At 71.2% G+C, this 20,305-nt stretch carries 16 protein-coding genes; 12 read left to right on the forward strand and 4 right to left on the reverse strand.

All coding sequences use genetic code 11. The annotated features are described in order from the left end of the window. Nucleotides 1–263: 263 nt before the first annotated feature. On the reverse strand, nucleotides 264–2,075 hold the full coding sequence (locus tag ABZ642_RS07260) for an FAD-binding dehydrogenase (protein WP_360478491.1): 1,812 nt from the start codon (nucleotides 2,073–2,075) through the stop codon (nucleotides 264–266). A 329-nt stretch (nucleotides 2,076–2,404) separates the two neighbouring features. On the opposite strand from ABZ642_RS07260, the gene ABZ642_RS07265 reads away from it, so the two are divergent. Genes ABZ642_RS07265 through ABZ642_RS07285 form a run of 5 tightly spaced genes read left to right on the forward strand, consistent with a single transcriptional unit; the run spans nucleotide 2,405 to nucleotide 8,207 of the window. Then, on the forward strand, nucleotides 2,405–3,496 hold the full coding sequence (locus tag ABZ642_RS07265) for a substrate-binding domain-containing protein (protein WP_360478494.1): 1,092 nt from the start codon (nucleotides 2,405–2,407) through the stop codon (nucleotides 3,494–3,496). Between the two features lie 25 nt (nucleotides 3,497–3,521). Further along, a complete protein-coding gene (locus ABZ642_RS07270; protein WP_360478497.1) occupies nucleotides 3,522–4,610 on the forward strand; it encodes a mandelate racemase/muconate lactonizing enzyme family protein in 1,089 nt (362 codons plus the stop codon). Then, nucleotides 4,607–5,671, forward strand: coding sequence for an ABC transporter permease (locus ABZ642_RS07275; RefSeq protein WP_360478500.1), 1,065 nt, complete (start codon nucleotides 4,607–4,609; stop codon nucleotides 5,669–5,671). Before ABZ642_RS07270 ends, ABZ642_RS07275 begins: the two co-directional genes overlap by 4 nt. Beyond that, nucleotides 5,668–6,687, forward strand: a complete 1,020-nt coding sequence (locus ABZ642_RS07280; protein WP_360478503.1) for an ABC transporter permease — start codon at nucleotides 5,668–5,670, stop codon at nucleotides 6,685–6,687. The genes ABZ642_RS07275 and ABZ642_RS07280 overlap by 4 nt, the downstream gene beginning before the upstream one ends. Then, entirely contained in the window at nucleotides 6,684–8,207 is a 1,524-nt protein-coding gene (locus ABZ642_RS07285) for a sugar ABC transporter ATP-binding protein (RefSeq protein ID WP_360478505.1), read from the forward strand. The genes ABZ642_RS07280 and ABZ642_RS07285 overlap by 4 nt, the downstream gene beginning before the upstream one ends. Nucleotides 8,208–8,225: 18 nt before the next feature. Here the strand turns inward: ABZ642_RS07285 and ABZ642_RS07290 are convergent, their stop codons facing one another. After that, nucleotides 8,226–8,960, reverse strand: coding sequence for a GntR family transcriptional regulator (locus ABZ642_RS07290; protein ID WP_360478508.1), 735 nt, complete (start codon nucleotides 8,958–8,960; stop codon nucleotides 8,226–8,228). 156 nt (nucleotides 8,961–9,116) lie between these two features. Between ABZ642_RS07290 and ABZ642_RS07295 the strand changes: the two genes are divergently transcribed. The 6 genes from ABZ642_RS07295 to ABZ642_RS07320 all read left to right on the forward strand — a co-directional run bounded on the left by ABZ642_RS07295 (nucleotide 9,117) and on the right by ABZ642_RS07320 (nucleotide 14,621). Next, nucleotides 9,117–9,854 carry a DUF2071 domain-containing protein gene (locus tag ABZ642_RS07295; RefSeq protein ID WP_360478511.1) on the forward strand — a complete coding sequence of 246 codons (738 nt, stop codon included), beginning with the start codon at nucleotides 9,117–9,119 and terminating at the stop codon, nucleotides 9,852–9,854. A 119-nt stretch (nucleotides 9,855–9,973) separates the two neighbouring features. Next, on the forward strand, nucleotides 9,974–11,200 hold the full coding sequence (locus ABZ642_RS07300) for a carbohydrate-binding protein (RefSeq protein WP_360478514.1): 1,227 nt from the start codon (nucleotides 9,974–9,976) through the stop codon (nucleotides 11,198–11,200). Between the two features lie 129 nt (nucleotides 11,201–11,329). Then, the gene (locus ABZ642_RS07305) at nucleotides 11,330–12,106 is read left to right on the forward strand and encodes a polysaccharide lyase family 7 protein (protein WP_360478517.1); all 777 of its coding nucleotides are present in this window, start codon (nucleotides 11,330–11,332) and stop codon (nucleotides 12,104–12,106) included. An 86-nt stretch (nucleotides 12,107–12,192) separates the two neighbouring features. Continuing rightward, the gene (locus ABZ642_RS07310; RefSeq protein ID WP_360478520.1) at nucleotides 12,193–12,993 is read left to right on the forward strand and encodes a DUF4389 domain-containing protein; all 801 of its coding nucleotides are present in this window, start codon (nucleotides 12,193–12,195) and stop codon (nucleotides 12,991–12,993) included. A gap of 42 nt (nucleotides 12,994–13,035) precedes the next feature. Beyond that, nucleotides 13,036–13,488, forward strand: coding sequence for a hypothetical protein (locus tag ABZ642_RS07315; RefSeq protein ID WP_360478523.1), 453 nt, complete (start codon nucleotides 13,036–13,038; stop codon nucleotides 13,486–13,488). 155 nt (nucleotides 13,489–13,643) lie between these two features. Next, nucleotides 13,644–14,621: a hypothetical protein gene (locus ABZ642_RS07320; RefSeq protein WP_360478526.1), complete on the forward strand. Its 978-nt coding sequence runs from the start codon at nucleotides 13,644–13,646 to the stop codon at nucleotides 14,619–14,621. Between the two features lie 53 nt (nucleotides 14,622–14,674). Here ABZ642_RS07320 and ABZ642_RS07325 read toward each other — a convergent pair whose 3' ends face one another. Further along, entirely contained in the window at nucleotides 14,675–18,049 is a 3,375-nt protein-coding gene (locus tag ABZ642_RS07325) for a pyruvate carboxylase (RefSeq protein ID WP_360478529.1), read from the reverse strand. Between the two features lie 190 nt (nucleotides 18,050–18,239). Further along, nucleotides 18,240–19,058, reverse strand: a complete 819-nt coding sequence (locus ABZ642_RS07330; RefSeq protein WP_360478532.1) for a hypothetical protein — start codon at nucleotides 19,056–19,058, stop codon at nucleotides 18,240–18,242. 231 nt (nucleotides 19,059–19,289) lie between these two features. Between ABZ642_RS07330 and bla the strand changes: the two genes are divergently transcribed. Further along, nucleotides 19,290–20,165: a class A beta-lactamase gene (gene bla / locus ABZ642_RS07335; protein ID WP_360478535.1), complete on the forward strand. Its 876-nt coding sequence runs from the start codon at nucleotides 19,290–19,292 to the stop codon at nucleotides 20,163–20,165. The last annotated feature ends 140 nt before the right edge of the window (nucleotides 20,166–20,305 follow it).

Genomic DNA, 20,305 nt, shown 5'->3' on the forward strand with positions numbered 1-20,305 from the left:
GGGACCGACTCCCGGACGGCCCTCTGCACTGGCCTCTGGATCGCATGGGCGACCACTCCCCCCCCATAACGCGGAATCCGCGTTCTGCCGTTGCTCTGAACAGCTCCTGTTCCCCGCCGTACACCTGCGGTCCGCGACCGGCGACGGGGTCGCCGGTCCGGAGGTGTCGCTCAAACGTCGCGAAACAGTACGCACGCTGTCAAGAGTGCCACTGTCGCGGCGGGATGGGGGTGGGGTGACTCGGACTTTCCCGGTGCTTTCCGTCAGGTCGCCGTCGCCGCGGCCGCCGCCCGGCCCGCCTGGCGGCCCGAGAAGAGGCAGCCGCCGAGGAAGGTGCCCTCCAGCGAGCGGTATCCGTGCACCCCGCCGCCGCCGAAGCCGGCGACCTCACCGGCGGCGTACAGGCCGGGCACCGGGGAGCCGTCGCTGTTCAGGACGCGTCCGGAGAGGTCGGTCTGGAGACCGCCCAGGGTCTTGCGGGTGAGGATGTTGAGCCGGACGGCGATCAGCGGGCCGGCGCTGGAGTCCAAAATCCGGTGGATCGCCGCCGTCCGGCTGAGCGAGTCGCCGATGTAGCTCAGGGCGTTGCGGATGCCCTGGACCTGGACGTCCTTGGTGTAAGGGTTGTCGATCTCGCGGTCGCGGGCCTCGATCTGCCGTTTGAGGTCGGCGAGTTCGATGAGGTTGTCGCCGGTCAGCTTGTTCATGCCGGTGACGAGGTCGGTGAGGTTGTCGGCGACCACGAAGTCGACACCGTTGTTCTTGAACTTCTCGATGGGCTCGGGGGTCTGCCAGATCCGGGACAGCAGTTGCCAGACGTTCTTGTTGGTGAGGTCGGGGTTCTGCTCGGATCCGGAGAGCGCGAACTCCTTGGCGATGATCTTCTGGGTGGTGACGAACCAGGAGTAGTCGTAGCCGGAGGCGGTGATCGACCCCAGCGTGTGCAGGGTGTCGTAGCCGGGTACGTCCGGCGTGTTGAAGCGCCGGCCCTTCGCGTCGAACCACATCGAGGACGGTCCGGGCAGGATGCGGATGCCGTGGTTGGGCCAGATCGGGGCGTAGTTGCGCAGGCCCTCGGTGTAGTGCCACATCCGGTCGGGGTTGACGATCCGGCCGCCCGCCTGCTGGGTGATGGCCAGCATCCGGCCGTCCACGTGCGCGGGGACCCCGGTCACCATGAACTTGGGCGGGGTGCCGAGCCGGGCCGGCCAGTTCTGCCGTACGAGGTCGTGGTTGGCGCCGATGCCGCCCGAGGTGACCACGACGACCGGGGCCCGCAGTTCGAAGTCGCCGACGACGGTACGGCTGCTCGGGGTGCCCCGGGCCGCGCTGCTGGGCTCCAGGACCGCGCCCCACACGCCGGTCACGGCGCCCGCGGTGGTCACCAACTCGTCGACCCGGTAACGGAACTTGAAGGTCACCTTGCCGGCGGCGACCGCCGCGCGCACCTTCTTCTCGAACGGCTCCACGACGGCCGGACCGGTGCCCCAGGTGACGTGGAAACGGGGCACCGAGTTGCCGTGGCCGTCGGCGAGGCCGCCGCCGCGCTCGGCCCAGCCCACGATCGGGAACCACTGCACGCCGAGGCCCGAGAGCCAGGAGCGCTTCTCGCCGGAGGCGAAGTCCACATACGACTGGGCCCACTTGTAGGCCCAGTAGTCCTGGCCCTTGGGGTCGTCGACGTCCCGGTCGAAGCCGGCCGTGCCGAGCCAGTCCTGCCAGGCGAGGTCATGGGAGTCCTTGACGCCCATCAGTCGCTGTTCGTCGGAGTCGACGAAGAACAGGCCGCCGAAGGACCAGAACGCCTGGCCGCCCAGGCTGGCCTCCGGTTCCTGGTCGAGCAGCAGCACCTTGCGGCCGGCGGCGGCGAGTTCGGCGGTGGCGACCAGGCCGGCGAGGCCGTGGCCGACGACGATCGCGTCCGCGTCCTGGGACTCGGCGGCGAACGCACCTGCCTGGCTGAGGGCCATACCGGCGAGCGTGCCGCCGGCCACCGTCAGCACCTGACGGCGGGTGAAACGGGACGGCTGGTCGGTGCCGTCGATCGGGCCGGCGCCTGCTCTGGGATTCTCCATGGGTGGGGGTGCCTTCCGTACGGATGCGGGCGGTGCGGGAGACAGGTCTGAGACTGCCGAGACGGCAGGGTGTTACCGACGGTAGCCCAAGGTGGCGGGCGGCGACCAGAGGTCTGCACACGGGGATCGTCAGATATCTCAGGACCACGGCAGGCCCCACATGCGCAAGCGATTTCCTATAGGATTCTGGTCGTGGAGGGTGATTCCGGGGCGAGCGCCACCCACATCTCCCCTAGTCACATCCACTCTTGTCGCAAGTCTTGACGCATGCGCCTCCCTGACCCACGATCTCCGCATCGATTTCCTATCTGATTCCGCAGGGGTGGGCGATGCGCTTCCCGACCAGATCCGTCCTGCCCGGCCTCCTCACCGCGGCCCTGCTCGCCGCGGGGACAGCGGCCTGCACCTACCGCAACGCCCCCGGCCCCGCGGCCGGTCGGGCCACGACTGCCCAACGGACGGGCGGCGGTGCCGAGTTGGCGGACGGCTCCCGGACCGAGGTGGCCCTGGTGCCCGGCGGCGCGCATCCCTACTTCCAGCCCTGGAAGACGGCGGGCGCCACCGCGAAGAAGACGTACGGCCTCGGGTCCGTGACCTTCGACGAGACGGCCGAGTGGGACCAGCAGAAACAGAACAACCTGCTGTCCACGCTCGCGGCGCGCGGCTACAACGCCTTCGGGGTGTTCGGGGTCTCCCCCACCGACATCAACACGACCTTCGCGGACCTCAGGTCGCAGGGCTTCCCGGTGGCCTCCCTCGGCTCGTGTCCGGCGGGCGGCACCGACGAGGCCGACTTCTGTCTCTCCACGAACGTCGAACTCGCCGCCTACAAGGCGGCGAAGGCGGCCATCGAGGCCATGGGCGGCAAGGGCACCCTGGTCCATCTGACCGGCAACAACGTGGACGCCAACACCCAGTTGCGGATCAAGGGGGTCGCCCGGGCCGTCAAGGAGTCCGGCGGCAGGGTGCGGCTCCTGCAGACCGTCACCGACATCGACACCGACCTGGGGACCGCGCAGAAGGCGGTGTCCGACCTGATGGCGGCGAAGGGCGACCGGATCACGGGCATCGTCGCCACCGCCTACAACCCGGCCGTCGCCGCCGCGGACGCCGTCAGGTCGTCCGGGTCGAAGGCGAAGGTCATCGCCATCGACGACGACGCCAAGATCCTCAGCGGCATCAGGCAGGGCACGGTCACGGCCACCGTCGTGCAGAACCCGGTCGGCCAGGCCGAGATCGGCGTCTGGGCGCTCGCGCTGCTCCAGACGAAGCAGTGCACCGTGCGCGACCCCGGAGTGGAGGTGGACTCCGGCTCGTTCGTCGTCGACAAGGCGCACGTGGCCGACTACGACAAGGCCCGGCAGACGAAGACCGCGCAACTCAAGCAGGAGTTCGCCGACAAGATCCTCGCGTGCGGCTGACCGCCCCGACAGAGAACGGACACCGATGACCCTCATCACCACCGCGACCGCCAGGCTGGCCGACATCGCCGTCGAGACGGACCGTACCGACGCGGTGCAGTCCTTCGTCAAACAGGAGACGGTCCTGGTCGACCTGGAGACGGCGGACGGCCTCACGGGCACCGGCTACACCTACACGATCGGCACCGGCGGCAGCTCCGTACTGGCCCTGCTGCGCGACCATCTGCTGCCCGCGCTCGTCGGGCAGGACGCCCGCAACGTCGAGGCCCTGTGGCAGCGGCTGTTCGCGCTGACCCGGGCGACCACCACCGGAGCCATCACCTCCCTCGCGCTCGCCGCCGTGGACACCGCCCTGTGGGACGTGCGCTGCAAGCGGGCGGGCGAGCCGCTGTGGCGGCTGGCCGGCGGACACCGCCAGGAGGTCCCGGTCTACGACACCGAGGGCGGCTGGCTCCATCTGAGCACCGAGGAGCTGGTGAAGAGCGCCCTGCGGGCCCAGGAGGCGGGCTGGGCGGGCGTCAAGATCAAGGTGGGCCGGCCGCATCCCGCCGAGGACGCGGAGCGGCTGGGCGCCGTGCGCGAGGCCGTGGGTCCCGCGCTGCACATCATGACCGACGCCAACCAGTCCCAGACGGCGTCCTCGGTGCTCCGGCTGGCGGCCGCGCTGGAACCGTACGCGCCCTACTGGCTGGAGGAGCCGCTCCCGGCGGACGACATCAGCGGGCACGCCCGGCTCGCCCGGGCCACCGGGACACCCGTGGCCGTCGGCGAGTCCTTGTACTCGCCGGCGCAGTTCCGGAGTTACCTGGAGGCCGGTGCCGCCTCCGTCGTCCAGGTGGACGCCGCCCGGATCGGCGGCATCACCCCGTGGCTGAAGGTCGCGCACCTGGCGGAGACCCACAACGTGATGGTCTGCCCGCACTTCCTGATGGAGCTGCACGTCAGCCTGGCCGCCGCGGTGCCCAACGGCCGGTACGTGGAGTACATCCCGCAGCTGCGGGCCGTGACCCGGACCGAGCTGACCATCCGGGACGGCATGGCGGTGGCCCCGGACGTGCCGGGCATCGGCATCGACTGGGACCGGGACGCCCTCGACGACCGGAGGGTGGCATGACGACGTCCGTCAGCCCACCGGACACCGTTGCGGAGGAGAGGACGGCCGGTCACCGCATGCCGTTCTGGGTCAACCAGCGGCTCGGCCTGCTCGTCCTGGTCGTCGCGCTCGGCGTCCTGTTCGGCGTGGTGCGGCCGGCCTTCCTCGACCAGCGCCTGGTGCTCTTCCCGCTGCTGCGTGACGTCGCCACGCTGACCGTGGTGGCGCTCGCCCAGATGGTCGCCCTGTCCGTGGGGCACATGAATCTCGCGGTGGGGCGGATGGCGGCGTTCGGGGCCATGTTCGCGGGCCTCGGCTACGACCGGCTCCATCTCCCCATGCAGGCGGGGCTGTTGCTGTGCCTGGCCGCCGGTGCGGCGATCGGCGCGGTCACCGGCTGGCTGATCGCCCGCACCGGGGTGAGCTCCTTCGTCGTCACGCTGGCGATGGACTTCGCCCTGCTGGGCCTGGTCTCCCTGCTGTACTCGGCCCTCACCGAGGACGCCGCCTTCACCACCCGCCCGGGCGGCATCGACGCGCTGCGGTCCTACTCCCTCGCCGACATCTGCGTCGGACCGATCTGCGGCTCACCGGCCGTCCCGCAACTGGCCCAGTTCACCGTCTACGCCATGCTCGGTCTCGGCTTCCTGTACGGCTGTACGCGCATCGGCCGGGAACTGCTGCTCACCGGGGCGAACCCGGCCGCCGCCGAGTTGTCCGGGATCCCCACCGGACGCCGGGTCCTGCTGGCCCACACCCTCTCCGGGCTGCTCGCGGCGCTCGCCGGATTCATGGCCGCCGCCGGGACGGGCACGTTCCGCGCCTCCATCGGCGACGACTTCATGCTGCCGTCCTTCCTGGGCGCGGTGCTCGGCGGCACCCTGCTCACCGGCGGGGTGGTGTCCGTCCTGGGCACGCTGCTCGGCACCGCGCTGGTCGGTGTGATCCGCAAGGGGCTCGACCTGCTCGGCGTCGGCCTGGAAAGCCTGAACATCTACCTCGGCTGCATCCTGCTGCTCGCCCTGTCGGCCGACCGGATCCGCACCGTGGTGTCCTATCGCAAGGTGGTGCGCTCCACATGAACACGATCCTCGATCGGCGAAGCCGTGCGGCCGCGGTGCTGCACCGGTTCTCCCGTACGACGACGGCCATGCTGCTGGTGGTGGTCGTGGCCGGTTCGGTGGCGCTGGAGGTGGCGTCGTCGGGCTCCTTCCTCGAGGGCCCCTCGGTGCGGGTCTTCCTGCAGTACCTGGCCACGCCCATCCTGATCGGTCTGGCGCAGATGGTGGCGCTGTGCGTGGGCCAGCTCAATCTCGCCGTCGGCGCCCTGGGCGGTTTCACCGCCTGCCTGACGGGGGTGCTGATGGCCGATCACGGGGTGCCGGCCGTGGTCGCCGTGCCGGTGGGCCTGCTGACGGCGACCGCCGTCGGCCTGGTGACCGGCATCGTCATCGTGGCCACGCGGATCAACGGCTTCATCGTCACGCTCGCCACCATGACGATCCTCCTCGGCGCCCAGTACCGGCTCACCGGCACCCGTACCGTCGACGGCTACTCACCGGCCCTGCGCGACCTCGGCACGGCGGCTCCGCTGAACGTCCCGCTCGTCTTCGTCACGGCGATCGTCGCGGCGGTCCTGCTGGGCGGGTTCGTGTACCGCACGGTCGCCGGACGGCGGCTGCTGGCCGCCGGTGGCAATCCACTGGCCGCCCGGCTGTCCGGAATCTCCACCGACCGGCAGATCGTGGTCGCGCACACGCTGTCCGGACTGCTGGTCGGGGTGGCCGCCGTGACGGCGACCGCCTCGCTGCCCGGCGTCAACCGCAGCGTCGGCGGTGACTGGCTGCTGCCGAGCTTCGCGGCGCCGATCATCGGCGGTGTCGCGCTGACCGGCGGCTCCATCGCCGTGTTCGGGACGGTGCTGGCGGCCTTCGTGACCCGGCTCATCGACGCGGCACGAGCCCAGTTCTCGCTGGACCCGAGCTGGGTGAACCTCCTGATCGGGCTGGTCGTGCTCGGCACGGTCGCCGGCGGGCACCTGCACCAGACCCGGCTGGCGAGGACCACGCCGTCCCCGCAGCCAGGAGGTGCGCGGTGAATCCGGTCCTCCTCGAATGCCGCGACCTGGTCAAGGTCTTCCCCGGCGTCCGCGCGCTGGACGGCGTGGGGCTGCGGCTCACCGCCGGCAGTGTGCACGCGCTCCTCGGGGAGAACGGCGCCGGCAAGTCCACCCTCATCAAGGTCCTGACCGGGGTGCACGCCCCCGACGGCGGCACCCTCGCCTGGTGCGGCGAACAGGTGCGGCTCCGCTCGCCGTTGGAGGCGACCCGCACCGGCATCGGCGTCGTCCACCAGGAACGCAACCTGATCCCGGGCTTCTCGGTGGCCGAGAACATCACCCTGCAGAAGCCGCCCGCGCGCCGCGGACTGGTGGACTACGCGGCCATGACCGAACCGGCCGTCACCTGCCTGACCGAGCTGGGCGTCGACCTCGACCCGGACCGCCCGGTGCGTGAACTGTCCGTAGCACAGCAGCAGTTGGTGGAGATCGCGAAGGCCCTGTACACCGAGAGCCGGGTGCTGCTCCTGGACGAGCCCACCGCCTCGCTGTCCCCCGAGGAGACGGAGCACCTGTTCGAGGTGGTCCGGCGGCTGGCCGGACGCGGCGCCTGTGTGGTGTTCGTCAGTCACAAGCTGGAGGAGGTGTTCGCCGTCTGCGACACCGTCACCGTACTGCGGGACGGGAGGTCGGTGCTGGAGTCCGCGCCGCTGGCCGAGCACACCCATGACGACATCGTGAGCCTCATGGTGGGCCGCGCCCACGCGGCGGCTCGGATGCGCCCGCGCGCGGTCGACCGGTCCGCCGCGCCGGTCCTGGAGCTGGACGCGGTCGCCACGGCCGGCGGGCACCGGGACATCAGCCTGGCGGTACGGCCCGGGGAGATCCTCGGTCTGTACGGGCTGGTCGGCGCCGGGCGGAGCGAGCTGGTCAAGGCGGTGCTCGGCCTGGACCGCGTCACCGGTGGGGAGGTGCGGGTGCACGGCCGGCCGGCCCGGATCGGCTCGCCGCGACAGGCGCTGCACGAGTTCGGCATCGGGTACGTGACCGAGAACCGCAAGGAGGAAGGCGTCTTCCTGGAGCAGCCGATCGTCCGCAACGTCACGGTGACGGTGTGGCGGAGGCTGGCCAGGGCGTTCGGGTTCGTCCCGGCGGGCGAGGAGCGCGCGGTCGCCCAGGACCTCGTGGACCGGCTCGGCATCCGGATCACCGGCCTCTCGCAGAACGCCGGTGAACTCTCCGGCGGCAACCAGCAGAAGGTCAGCCTCGCCAAGTGGCTCGCCGCCGACACCCGACTGCTGATCGTGGACGAGCCGACGGTGGGGGTGGACGTCCGCACCAAGCATGCCTTCCACGAGCTGATCTGGGAGCTGGCCTGCGACGGCCTGCCCATCCTGCTGATCAGCAGCGACCTCGCGGAGATGGTCACCCTCGCCGACCGGATCGTGGTCATGACCGACCACCGCGTCCGCGGCGAGCTCGACAACGACCGTGACTACGAGCGGATGAGCGGCCGGATCATCCGCCTGATCCACGCTCAAGACCCGGTGCGCTCGTGAAACGCGGGGCGATCCGGGTCAGGGAGCGGCCGGCGGCTCGCCCTCGCCCTCGCCGACCTGGCGTTCCATGCTGCGGGTGAGGTGGTCGGTCATCGCCTCGGCCGCCCGCTCGGGTTTGCGGCGCAGTACGGCCCGGACGATCCGCTCGTGCTCGGCGACGGTCGGGCCGCCGGCGCCGACCACCTTGCTGAGCCGGAAGATGTGCAGGTGCGCGTGGAGGCGTTCCACCGCGTCCACGAGGAGCGGGCGGTGCGCGGCCTGTCCGATCGCCTCGTGGAAGCGCTGGTCGAGCGCGGCGAAGTCACGGTAGGACGCGTACCGGCCGTTCGGGCTGGGCTGGGCCTGCATCTCCTCGACGATCCGTTCGAGGTCGTCGAGTTGGTCCTCGGTGGCGTTGGCGGCGGCCAGGGCGGCGGCCCGGGGCTCCAACAGCAGCCGCATCTCGAAGAGTTCCGCGAGGCCGTGACGGGTCAACAGCTCCGTGGCCCGGTATCCGGACAGCGCGCGCTTGACCACCAGTCCGTCGGACTCCAGCCGGGCCAGGGCCTCGCGGACCGGGGTGGGCGAGACCTTGAGGGTGCGGGAGAGCGCGTCGATGCCGACGCGGGCGCCGGGGGCGATCTCGTGGTCCATGACCATCGCCTTGATGCTCTCGTACACACTGTCCGACAGCGCCTGCCGGACAGGAGGCGGCCCGTCGTGCTCCTCGCCCTCGGCCGGGGCCCCGGCCGCGGCAGAGCTGTGCGACGGCATCCCGGCTCCTCGTCCTCAAGGCCTCTGTGTCGTCCACAGTTTACCCAGGTGGGCGGGGTGAGAGGCGCGAGAGTCCTGATCACGCACGGCAGCCGCGGCATCCGGTCCGCCACCCTCCTCACTGACGTCTCGCACTGACGTGCTAGGACGCTGCCCATGGAAACCGAGCCGATCACCCCCTCCACCCCACGGCCCGTGCGGCGGCCGACCCAGGTGCAGGGCTGGCACGAACTCACCTTCCTGCACTGGCCGGTGGAGCCGGAGCGGGTGGCGGGGCTGCTGCCCGCCGGCACCCGGCCGGACACACTGGACGGGGTCAGCTACGTCGGCCTGGTCCCCTTCCTGATGCGGGACGTCGGTCTGGGCCCGGGACCCGGGCTGCCGTACCTGGGGACCTTCTGCGAGACGAACGTACGGCTGTACTCGGTGGACGAGCAGGGCCGGCGCGGGGTGGTGTTCAAGTCCTTGGACGCGGCCCGGCTGCTCCCCGCGCTGGCGGGCCGGCTCGGATTCCGTCTGCCGTACCTCTGGTCCTCGATGCGGCTGCGCCGCGAGGGCGAGACGATCACCTACACCTGCCGGCGACGGGGCCGCCCGGCCACCGGCAGCCGGACGGTCGTACGGACCGGGCCGCCGATCGCCGAGCCGTCGCCGCTTGAGCACTTCCTGACCGCGCGCTGGGGGCTGCACGCCACCTGGCACGGGCACACCCTGCACCAGCCGGCCGAGCACCCGCCCTGGCCGCTGCACCGGGCCGAACTCCTCGATCTGGAGGACGACTTGGTGGAGGCGGCGGGCCTGCCCGCACCTGCCGGGCCGCCGGTCAGCGTGCTCTGGTCCCCGGGCGTGAAGGTGCGGTTCGGGCAGCCGACACTGCTCCGGCACTCCAGGTAAAGGATTCGTATGGTCTAGTCCAAAGTGCACTTTGGTCCAGTCCAATCTATTGACGTGATCGCGACACCTCCGGAAGCTGGGGCACTACCCCCACCTCCCCCCGGCCCCCTGGAGGCACAGTGAGACCCCTTCGCGCATGTCTGGGCGCGGCGGCCGCCGTCACCCTCGCCGCCGCCGGTACGACCGCGCTCGTCGCGAGCAACGCCTCGGGTGCGACCACCGCGCTGAGCAACCGGTGGTACGCGGCCGCCCCCTATCTGATGCCGCTGGACAACAACCCGCCGAACGCGGCCACCATCATGGACGCCACCGGACTCAAGGCCTTCCAGCTGGCGTTCGTCCTGGCCCCCAACGGCGGCGGCTGCTCCCCCACCTGGGGCGGTACGGCGGCGGTCTCCTCGGACACCGCCGTCCAGTCGGTCATCAGCACCATCCGCGCCAAGGGCGGTGACGTCTCCGTCTCGATCGGCGGCTACGGCGGCACCAAACTGGGCCAGACCTGCGCGGACGCCGCCTCCACCGCGGCGGCCTACCAGCAGGTCATCACCAAGTACGGGCTGCACGCGATCGACTTCGACCTGGAGGAGCCGGAGTACGAGAACACCGCGGCGATCAAGAACGAGATCGGCGCCGCGAAGATCCTCCAGCAGAACAACCCGGGCCTGTACGTCTCGGTCACCACGGCCGGCACGGCGGACGGGACCGGCTGGTTCGGCAAGCAGATGCTCCTGGAGGCGAAGTCCCAGGGGTTCACGCCGAACAACTTCTCCATCATGCCGTTCGACGGCGGCTTCAGCGGCGCGTCGGCGCAGACCAGCGCGCTCACCAACTTCAACGCGATCCTGCAGTCCACCTTCGGCTGGGACCAGGCGACCGCCTACGCCCACGAGGGCTTCTCCGGGATGAACGGCCGCAGCGACAGTGGCGAGTACTTCAGCCAGGCCGACTTCCAGACGGTTCTCGACTACGCCACGAGCCACAACATGGACCGCTTCACGTTCTGGTCCCTGAACCGCGACCGGCAGTGCACCCCCGCCGACAACAACGGCACCACGTCCGGGACCTGCTCCAGCGTGGCGCAGAGCGACTGGGACTTCGCCAAGTACTCGGTGAGGTTCGCCGGGGTCACCCCGCCGACCGGCACGCCCACCCCCACCCCCACGCCGACCCCGACCCCGACCCCGCCGTCCACCTCCTGCAAGACCGCGTGGAGTTCGACGGCGGTGTACACGGCCGGCAACGAGGTCTCTTACAACAGCCACAACTGGAAGGCCAAGTGGTGGACCCAGAACGAGGTGCCCAGCGCCTCGGAGTGGGGCCCCTGGCAGGACGAGGGCGCCTGCTGAACCTCTTGACGGGGTTGGTTCGGACCTTTAGCTTCACGGGTCATCGACGGTTATGGATGCGTCCGGAGTTCACGGATATGAACATCTGCTGAACTCCGGACGCATCCCTCCTCCGAAAGGACCCCCCACATGAACCGTTCCCGGCTGCTCGCGGCTCCGGCCGCCGCGGGCCTCGCCCTCGCCCTCGTCCTGCTCACCGGCGGCAGCGCGGGCGCCGCGGACCCGAGCAAGGCGCCCGGCGGCAACTTCGACCTGTCCATCTGGCAGCTCCAGGAGCCGGTCGGCTCCCCCGGCTCGCCGACCACCATCCCCTCGTCCCGGCTGCAGGGCGCCGGCGGCTACCAGGACGCGTACTTCTACACCGACACCCGCGACGGCGCGATGACCTTCTGGGCGCCCGAGAAGGGCGTCACCACGCCGAACTCCAACTACGCCCGCTCCGAGCTGCGCGAGATGAACCGCGACGGCAGCGCGGCCAACTGGTCGCTGAGCGGCAGCCACAAGATGAGCGCGACGCTGCGGGTGGTCTCGGTGACCAAGAACGTGTGCGTGGGCCAGATCCACCTCGGCACCGGCGGCTCCTCCACCAAGCCCCTGCTGGAGCTGTACTACCACTCCAACGGCGACATCGTCCTCGGCACCGAGAACTCCCCGTCCGGCGGCCAGACCACGCACACGGTGGGCCATGTGTCGATCGGCAAGACCTGGACCTACACCATCGCCGTCTCCGGCGGGAACACCATCGACCTGACCGTCAACGGCACCACGACCCACTACGCCATTCCGTCCTCCTTCAACCCGTACAAGCAGTACTTCAAGGCGGGCTCGTACAACCAGTCGTCCTCCGACAGCACGACCAACGGCGCCCGGGTCGCGTTCTACGGCCTGACCGTCCAACACGGCTGAGTTCGGCCGCCCCCTTGGCGGAGGCGGTGGCTCCGCAGCACGATGGAGACGCCATCCGCGCCAAGGGCCGGACGACGGGAGGACTCATGACACAGAGCTGGGGACCACGTCCTCCCGTCACGGCGGACGACGCCGAATGGCGGCCCGCGCTGGACATCCCGGCACCCGGGCCGCAGCGCCGCTGGACGGTACTGCTGCGCTGGCTGCTGCTGATCCCGCAGTTCGTCGTCGTCTGCCTGCTGGGCATCGCCGCGTTCTTCGTGACGGTGGCCGGCTGGTTCGCGGCGCTCGTCCTGGGCCGGCTGCCCGACGGGATCGCCGGCTTCCTGGGCAGGTACCTGGCGTACGAGACCCGGGTCACGGCCAGCTCCATGCTCCTGGTGGACCGCTATCCGCCGTTCGCCCTGACCGCGCCGGAGTACCCGGTGCAGATCGAGCTGCGGCCCACCACCCTGAACCGGCTCGCGGTGCTGTTCCGGCTGATCCTGATGATCCCGGCGGGGATCGTCGCCAACTTCGCGGCGGCCGGCTGGTTCGCGATCGGCTGGATCTTCTGGATCATCGGGATCGTGCTGGGGCGGCTGCCCGGGCCGGTCTTCGGGGCGACGGCGGCGGTCGCCCGCTACCGGATGCGGTTCGGCGCGTACGCCGCCATGCTGACGCCCGTCTACCCCAAGGGGCTGTTCGGCGACCAGCCGGCCGCAGAGGCGCAGGAGGCCCGCTCCGCGACCCGGCCGCTGCTCCTGGACACCACCGCGAAGGTCCTCGTCTGGGTCTTCCTGGTTCTCGGCCTGCTCACCCAGGTCTTCTCCCGCCCCACCGCCGACTACGACGACAACGGGCTCGCGCACCCGGCGCAAGTGGTACATCCGGCGGGACGGTCGTAGCGTCGAAGGAAAGGCAATACGGCGGAACTGGTGGGAGCGACCATGCGCAGACCAGTGGTGGGAACGGCGATCGGACTCGGGGCGGCTCTGCTGCTCACGGCGGGCATGACGACGGCTTCCGCGACTCCGCCGACACCGGCCGCGTCGCGGACGGTCCAGCACCCCGTGCTCGTCGACTGCCTCTGGCACCAGCGGTTCCGGCCGACCGACTTCATGCTGGCCTGCGGCGACGGCAACAGCCTGCTCAGCGGCATGCGCTGGACCCAGTGGAACGACAACACGGCGGTCGGCCAGGGCGTGAACGTGGTCAACGACTGCAAGCCGTACTGCGCGGCCGGCCACTTCCGCAAGTACGCCGTGACGGTGCGGCTCGACCGGCCCACAGCCTGGACGAAACATCCGAACGTGCAGCAGTTCACGCGGATGAGCCTGAACTACGCCGGCGCCAAGCCGGAGGGATACACGCAGGTCATGAACTACCCGCTGTGGAACTGAGCGGGACCCGTCACCCGGCTGCGCGGCAAGCGGGGCCACGCCGTGCGCCGGGCGGGCGACGTACCGGCCGGGGCTGACCCGGGCCGGGACCGATGAACCGTCATTTTTGTGTGACCGGTACGCCGGAGCCTCGCGCTCCCGTCGAAAGAGGTCACATGCCCCGATTTCTCCGCCCGGCCGCCGTCGCGCCGGCCGCGGTCGCGATCGGCCTGCTCGCGGCGGCTCCGGCCGCGAGCGACGAGCCGGTCGTCTCCAGTCCGCACGTCATCGCGCACTTCGATCTGGCCGCCGGGCAGACGCCCGAGAACGTCGTCACCGAGCGGGGCGGCTCGGTCGACGTGACCTTCTCCTTCGCCCGGCAGGTCGCCAAGGTCACCCGGGAACGCCGGGTCCGGGTCCTGGCGACCCTGCCCGCCGAGGACCACCCCCGCACCTCCCTGATGGGCGGCGCCGTCACCCTCGGCCTGGCCCGCGCCCACGACGGCACGCTGTACGTCAACTACGCCACCGGCACCGACAGGACCGGCGTCTGGCGCGTCCCGGCGGGCGGCGGTACGCCCGAACGGATCGCCCAGCTGCCGTCGGACAGCCTGCCCAACGGCCTGGCCCTCGACGAGCGGCATGGGGTGCTCTACGCCGCCGACTCGGCGCTGGGCACGGTGTGGCGCGTCCCGCAGGCCGGCGGCACGCCGACGGCCTGGACCACGGGTACCGAACTGCGCGGGCTCCCCGCGCCGGCCAGCGGCTTCGGGGCCAACGGGATCAAGGTGCACCAGGACGCGGTCTGGGTGACCAACAGCGACCGCGGGACGCTGCTGCGCATCCCGGTCGGCGCCGACGGCAAGGCCGGGGCGACCGAGACCCGGGCCACCGGCCTCACCGGCGTCGACGACTTCGTCTTCCCCGGGCACTCGGACGTCGTGCTCGCCGCGCTGAACCCGTCCAACGAGGTCGTCATGGTCCGCCCGGACGGCACCCGCAGCACCGTCCTCACCGTGCGGGAGGGCCTGTCCAACCCGACCTCGCTGGCCGTGAACGGCCGCGACGTGTTCGTGGCGGGCGGCGCCTCCTCCACCCAGCGCGACCCGAACCTGCTGAAGGCACGGCTGCGCGCCCACTTCGCCCGCTCGTAGCCGAGGAGGGGAGGCCCGGCACCGGCCGGCCCTCCCCTCGCTGCGGCCCCGGCTCAGGCGATCTCGACCAGCAGGTCGCCGCCCTCGACCTGCTGGATGCGGTTGATGGCGAGCCGGGAGATCCGGCCGGCCTTCGGGGCGGTGATGGTGGCCTCCATCTTCATGGCCTCGATCGTGGCCACCGTGGCTCCCGCCTCGACCTCCGCGCCCTCCTCCACGGCGAGGGTGACGACTCCGGCGAACGGGGCCGCGACATGGCCGGGGTTGGCGCGGTCGGCCTTCTCGGTGGCCGGGATGTCCGAGGCGGCCGCCCGGTCGCGGATCTGGATGGGCCGCAGCTGGCCGTTGAGGCTGGACATCACCGTGCGCAGCCCACGCTCGTCGGCCTCGCCAATCGCCTGGAGCTCGATGAGCAGGCGGACGCCGGGCTCCAGGTCGACCGCGTACTCCTTGCCCGGGCGCAGACCGTAGAAGAAGTCCTTGCTGTCGAGGACGCTGGTGTCGCCGTAGGTCTGACGGTGCGTCTCGAACTCCCGGGTCGGGGCCGGGAACAGCAGCCGGTTGAGAGTCGCGCGGGGCTCCTTGGCGAGGCCCTCGCGGTCCTCGGTGCCCAGCTCCGGTGCCGGCTTGGCGGCGCCGCGGCCCTGCAGGGCCTTGGTGCGGAACGGCTCGGGCCAGCCGCCGGGCGGGGTGCCCAACTCGCCGCGCAGGAAGCCGATGACCGAGTCGGGGATGTCGAACTTGTCGGGGGTCGCCTCGAAGTCCTCCGGGCTCACGCCGGCGCCGACCAGGTGCAGGGCCAGGTCGCCGACCACCTTCGAGGACGGGGTGACCTTCACCAGCCGGCCGAGGATACGGTCGGCGGCCTCGTACATCGCCTCGATGTCCTCGAAGCGGTCGCCGAGGCCGAGCGCGACGGCCTGGGTACGCAGGTTGGAGAGCTGGCCGCCCGGGATCTCGTGGTGGTAGACGCGGCCGGTCGGGGAGGCGAGGCCCGCCTCGAAGGGCGCGTAGACCTTGCGGACGCTCTCCCAGTACGGCTCCAGGTCCTCGATCGCCCGCAGGTCGAGCCCCGTGGGGCGCTCCGAGTAGTCGGTGGCGGCCACGATCGCCGACAGCGAGGGCTGCGAGGTCGTGCCGGCCATGGAGGCCACCGCGCCGTCCACCGCGTCCGCGCCCGCCTGGATCGCGGCCAGGTAGGTGGCCAGCTGGCCGCCCGCCGTGTCGTGGGTGTGCAGGTGGACGGGGAGGTCGAACTCCTGGCGCAGTGCCGAGACCAGCTTCGCGGCGGCGGGGGCGCGCAGCAGGCCCGCCATGTCCTTGACGGCGATGATGTGCGCGCCGGCCTCGACGATCTGCTCGGCGAGCCGCAGGTAGTAGTCGAGGGTGTAGAGCCGCTCGTCCGGGTTGGAGAGGTCGGCGGTGTAGCAGAGGGCGACCTCGGCGACCGCGGTGCCCGTCTCCCGTACCGCTTCGATGGCGGGGCGCATCTGGCCGACGTCGTTGAGGGCGTCGAAGATGCGGAAGATGTCGATGCCGGTGGCGGCGGCCTCGTGCACGAAGGCGTCGGTCACCTCGGTCGGGTACGGGGTGTAGCCGACGGTGTTGCGGCCGCGCAGCAGCATCTGGAGACAGATGTTGGGGACGGCCTCGCGCAGGGCGGCCAGCCGCTCCCAGGGGTCCTCGGCGAGGAAGCGGAGAGCGACGTCGTACGTGGCGCCGCCCCAGCACTCCAGGGAGAGCAGTTCGGGCAGGGTGCGGGCGACGACCGGGGCGACGGCGAGCAGGTCCCGGGTGCGCACGCGGGTGGCGAGCAGGGACTGGTGGGCGTCACGGAAGGTGGTGTCGGTGATGCCGATGGTCGACGACTCGCGCAGCCGGCGGGCGAAGCCCTCCGGGCCGAGCTCGACCAGGCGCTGCCGCGAGCCCGCGGGCGGCTCTCCGGCCGGCAGCGGGGGCAGCTTGGTGGTCGACTCGATCAGGTGGGGGCGCTCGCCGTGCGGCTTGTTGACGGTGACGTCCGCCAGATAGGTGAGCAGCTTGGTGCCGCGGTCGGCGGAGGAGCGGGCGGTGAGCAGGTGCGGGCGCTGCTCGATGAACGAGGTGGTGATCCGCCCGGCCTGGAAGTCCGGGTCGTCCAGGACGGCCTGGAGGAAGGGGATGTTGGTGGCCACACCGCGGATGCGGAACTCGGCGACGGCACGCCGGGCGCGGCCGATGGCGGCCTTGAAGTCCCGTCCCCGGCAGGTGAGTTTCACCAGCATCGAGTCGAAGTGGGCGCTGATCTCCGTACCGGCGTGGGTGGTACCGCCGTCGAGGCGGATACCGGAGCCGCCCGGGGAGCGGTAGGCGCTGATCCGGCCGGTGTCGGGGCGGAAGCCGTTGGCGGGGTCCTCGGTGGTGATACGGCACTGGAGGGCGGCGCCGTGCAGCTGCACCGTGTCCTGGGACAGCCCGAGGTCGGCCAGGGTCTCCCCGGAGGCGATGCGCATCTGGGCCTGGACCAGGTCGACGTCGGTGACCTCCTCGGTGACCGTGTGCTCGACCTGGATGCGGGGGTTCATCTCGATGAAGACGTGGTTGCCGTGCGGGTCGAGGAGGAACTCGACGGTGCCGGCGTTGCGGTAGCCGATCTCGCGGGCGAAGCGGACCGCGTCCGCGCAGATGCGGTCGCGCAGTTCGGGATCGAGGTTGGGCGCGGGGGCCAGCTCGATGACCTTCTGGTGGCGGCGCTGCAAGGAGCAGTCCCGCTCGAAGAGGTGAATGACGTTGCCCTCGCCGTCGGCGAGGATCTGCACCTCGATGTGGCGCGGGTCGACGACCGCCTTCTCCAGGAAGACGGTCGGGTCGCCGAACGCGGAGGCCGCCTCCCGGGAGGCCTGTTCGATGGACTCGCGCAGCGCGGCCGGGTCCTCGACCCGGCGCATGCCGCGGCCACCGCCGCCGGCGACGGCCTTCACGAACACCGGGAAGCCGATCTCGTCGGCGGCGCGGACCAGTTCGTCGATGTCGTTGGAGGGCTGCGAGGAACTCAGCACCGGTACGCCGGCGGCGCGGGCGGCGGCGACCGCGCGGGCCTTGTTGCCGGTCAGCTCCAGCGTCTGGGCGCTCGGCCCGACGAACGTGATGCCCGCCTCCTCGCAGGCGCGGGCGAGTTCCGGGTTCTCGGAGAGGAAGCCGTAACCCGGGTAGACGGCGTCGGCCCCGGCCCGCCGGGCGGCGGCCACGATCTCCTCGACGGAGAGGTAGGCCCGTACCGGATGTCCTGGTTCCCCGATCTCGTAGGCCTCGTCGGCCTTCAGCCTGTGCAGCGAGTTGCGGTCCTCGTGGGGGAACACGGCGACCGTACGCGCGCCCAGTTCATAGCCCGCGCGGAAAGCGCGGATGGCGATCTCTCCACGGTTGGCGACCAGCACCTTGCGGAACATCCCTGGATCCCTTCAGCCTGCCGGCGACGAACACCATGGTGTCAGCCGCGCCCTGCCGTAGCCCGCGCAACATTAGGGGTTGCCCGGACCGGCTGAAGTGCGAAAACCATCACATTGACGTTGTTGAGCAGTTCGGCGGGTCGGCCGCGTGACTTATGGGGTTTCGGGGAAGAAGGCAGGGTTGGGAGTCTCAGGGGATCCGGAGCGACGGTACGGGGCGCTGCGGTGGTTCGGGCCGGGATACGGGCGGGTCGGACCGGGGCGGGGTCGGCGGGGTGCCGAGGTGTTCGGCGGGGCGTTCGACGAGCCGGGCGGAGATCGGCAGCCTGCGGCCGTGCAGCAGGCCGAGGACGATCGCCGTGGCCACCGCGATCAGGTGCTCGCGGCCGGCGAGGTTCGGTACGGCGATGGACTCCCACACCATCGAACCGCCGGTCAGCGCGAAGACGACGGGCGCCCGGCGGACCACGGCCAGATAGGTGAACAGGCCCACCACGGCGGCGGACGGTCCCGTGTCGAGGATCCGGCCGGTCTGCGGGGGCAGTCCGAAGCCCCACCAGCCGGGGCCCAGCGCGACCATCACCCGGGCGGTCATGGTGCCGGCCAGGGTGGTGAGGTACGCGACGGCGAGGGTCCGGGCGCGGCCGAGGACGAGTTCGGCGAGGGCGAAGGCGAGGAAGAGCTGGGTGATGCCGGCCCAGACCGGGAGGTCGAGCGCGGGGACGTAGAGCGAGACCGGGGTGCGCAGCAGGGACAGCCACAGCGGGAGGTCGGCGGTGACACCGCCGAGGTGCCACACCAGCCTCCTGCCGAAGGGGTGCTGGGCGATGCCGTGGAAGAAGATGACGCCGAACGCGGCCACGAACGCCAGCACGATCCCGGAGAGACCACGCCGTACGAGCTGCCGTACCGGCTCCACGACGATGGAGCGCCATTCGCCGCACAGGGTCCGCCCTGCGAACCGGACCGCACGCGCGGCCGCCGTCCCCCAGCTTCCGTTCCCCGTCATGAAAGGCATCGTCCCCTCGACACCGGCCCCGGCCGTCGGCCCTGCGCCCCTGAAGAGCCTCTCCGCTCCCCGGCCGTTCCACGCGTCATCGTAGAGACGTTTGGATCATTTGCGGCGATGCGGGAGCTACTACCGGCCGGATATCGGCGTCGGGTTTGTCACCCGTCCGCGGCGGAACCCCCCGGGGCGTGATCACGTCCCCCTCATCGGAACCTCGGTAAAGGAGTGGTAATGCAGCAGCCGTCGCGCCGTGTTGTACTGACCGCGGCCCTGGGAACCGCGCTGCCCGCCCGCACCGCCCCGAAGACCACGGGCGGATTCCGGGCGCTGGAGCGCGCACACGGGGCCCGGCTGGGGGTGTTCGCCTGGGACACCGGCTCGGGGGCCCGGGTCCGGCACCGTTGCGGTGAACTCTTCCCGATGTGTTCGACGTTCAAGACGCTCGCGGTCTCCGCGGTGCTGCGGGACCTGGACGAGGAGGTGCTCGGCGAGGTCGTCCACTACGACCGGAGCGACGTCGAGAAGTCGGGCGGGGCGCCCATCACGGGCAAGCCGGAGAACCTCGCCGCCGGAATGACGGTCGCGGAGCTGTGCGCGGCGGCCGTCTCGTACAGCGACAACACCGCGGCCAACCTGTTGCTGGAGCAACTGGGCGGGCCGGTGGCGGTGACGCGGCTGTGCCGTTCGATCGGGGACCGGGTGACCCGGCTCGACCGGTGGGAGCCGGAGCTGAACTCGGCGGAGCCCGGCCGGGTCACCGACACCACCACTCCCGAGGCCATCGGCACCAGCTACGCGCGGCTGGTCGTCGGGAACGCCCTGGACGGTGCGGACCGGCGGCGGCTCACCGGCTGGCTGCTCGCCAACACCACCGGCGGGGAGCGGATCCGCGCGGGGCTCCCCGCGGAGTGGACCGTCGGCGACAAGACCGGAACGGGCGCCTACGGCACCGCCAACGACGTCGCGATCGCCTGGCCCCCGGGCCGCGCCCCGGTCGTCGTCGCCGTCCTGTCCACCCACACCGACCCCGCCGCCCAGGCCGACTCGGCGCTGGTGAAGGAGGCGGCCGCCGTGGTGGCGGAGGTGCTCACACGGGGCGATTCGTAAGATCGTTCACAGTCGGGACACGGCAAGTCGGCGTCATGGACAGCGGTTTCCCACAAGGGGACCGGAACTGTTCTGTTTCGATCACGAACTCTCGTATAGTGACGGCCAGTTCAGCACCGAGCGTCACATCCCCTTCACCG

Origin of the sequence: Streptomyces sp. NPDC007157, assembly GCF_040634235.1 — a bacterium.
GTDB lineage: Bacteria > Actinomycetota > Actinomycetes > Streptomycetales > Streptomycetaceae > Streptomyces.

What these genes read in the sequence shown, in the direction of transcription:
- ABZ642_RS07310 (WP_360478520.1), top strand. Translation starts at nt 12,193, where the DNA reads ATGACACAGAGCTGGGGACCACGTCCTCCCGTCACGGCGGACGACGCC.
- ABZ642_RS07290 (WP_360478508.1), bottom strand. Translation starts at nt 8,960, where the DNA reads ATGCCGTCGCACAGCTCTGCCGCGGCCGGGGCCCCGGCCGAGGGCGAG.
- ABZ642_RS07275 (WP_360478500.1), top strand. Translation starts at nt 4,607, where the DNA reads ATGACGACGTCCGTCAGCCCACCGGACACCGTTGCGGAGGAGAGGACG.
- ABZ642_RS07315 (WP_360478523.1), top strand. Translation starts at nt 13,036, where the DNA reads ATGCGCAGACCAGTGGTGGGAACGGCGATCGGACTCGGGGCGGCTCTG.
- ABZ642_RS07330 (WP_360478532.1), bottom strand. Translation starts at nt 19,058, where the DNA reads ATGACGGGGAACGGAAGCTGGGGGACGGCGGCCGCGCGTGCGGTCCGG.
- ABZ642_RS07325 (WP_360478529.1), bottom strand. Translation starts at nt 18,049, where the DNA reads ATGTTCCGCAAGGTGCTGGTCGCCAACCGTGGAGAGATCGCCATCCGC.
- ABZ642_RS07320 (WP_360478526.1), top strand. Translation starts at nt 13,644, where the DNA reads ATGCCCCGATTTCTCCGCCCGGCCGCCGTCGCGCCGGCCGCGGTCGCG.
- ABZ642_RS07265 (WP_360478494.1), top strand. Translation starts at nt 2,405, where the DNA reads ATGCGCTTCCCGACCAGATCCGTCCTGCCCGGCCTCCTCACCGCGGCC.
- ABZ642_RS07305 (WP_360478517.1), top strand. Translation starts at nt 11,330, where the DNA reads ATGAACCGTTCCCGGCTGCTCGCGGCTCCGGCCGCCGCGGGCCTCGCC.
- ABZ642_RS07280 (WP_360478503.1), top strand. Translation starts at nt 5,668, where the DNA reads ATGAACACGATCCTCGATCGGCGAAGCCGTGCGGCCGCGGTGCTGCAC.
- ABZ642_RS07295 (WP_360478511.1), top strand. Translation starts at nt 9,117, where the DNA reads ATGGAAACCGAGCCGATCACCCCCTCCACCCCACGGCCCGTGCGGCGG.
- ABZ642_RS07270 (WP_360478497.1), top strand. Translation starts at nt 3,522, where the DNA reads ATGACCCTCATCACCACCGCGACCGCCAGGCTGGCCGACATCGCCGTC.
- bla (WP_360478535.1), top strand. Translation starts at nt 19,290, where the DNA reads ATGCAGCAGCCGTCGCGCCGTGTTGTACTGACCGCGGCCCTGGGAACC.
- ABZ642_RS07260 (WP_360478491.1), bottom strand. Translation starts at nt 2,075, where the DNA reads ATGGAGAATCCCAGAGCAGGCGCCGGCCCGATCGACGGCACCGACCAG.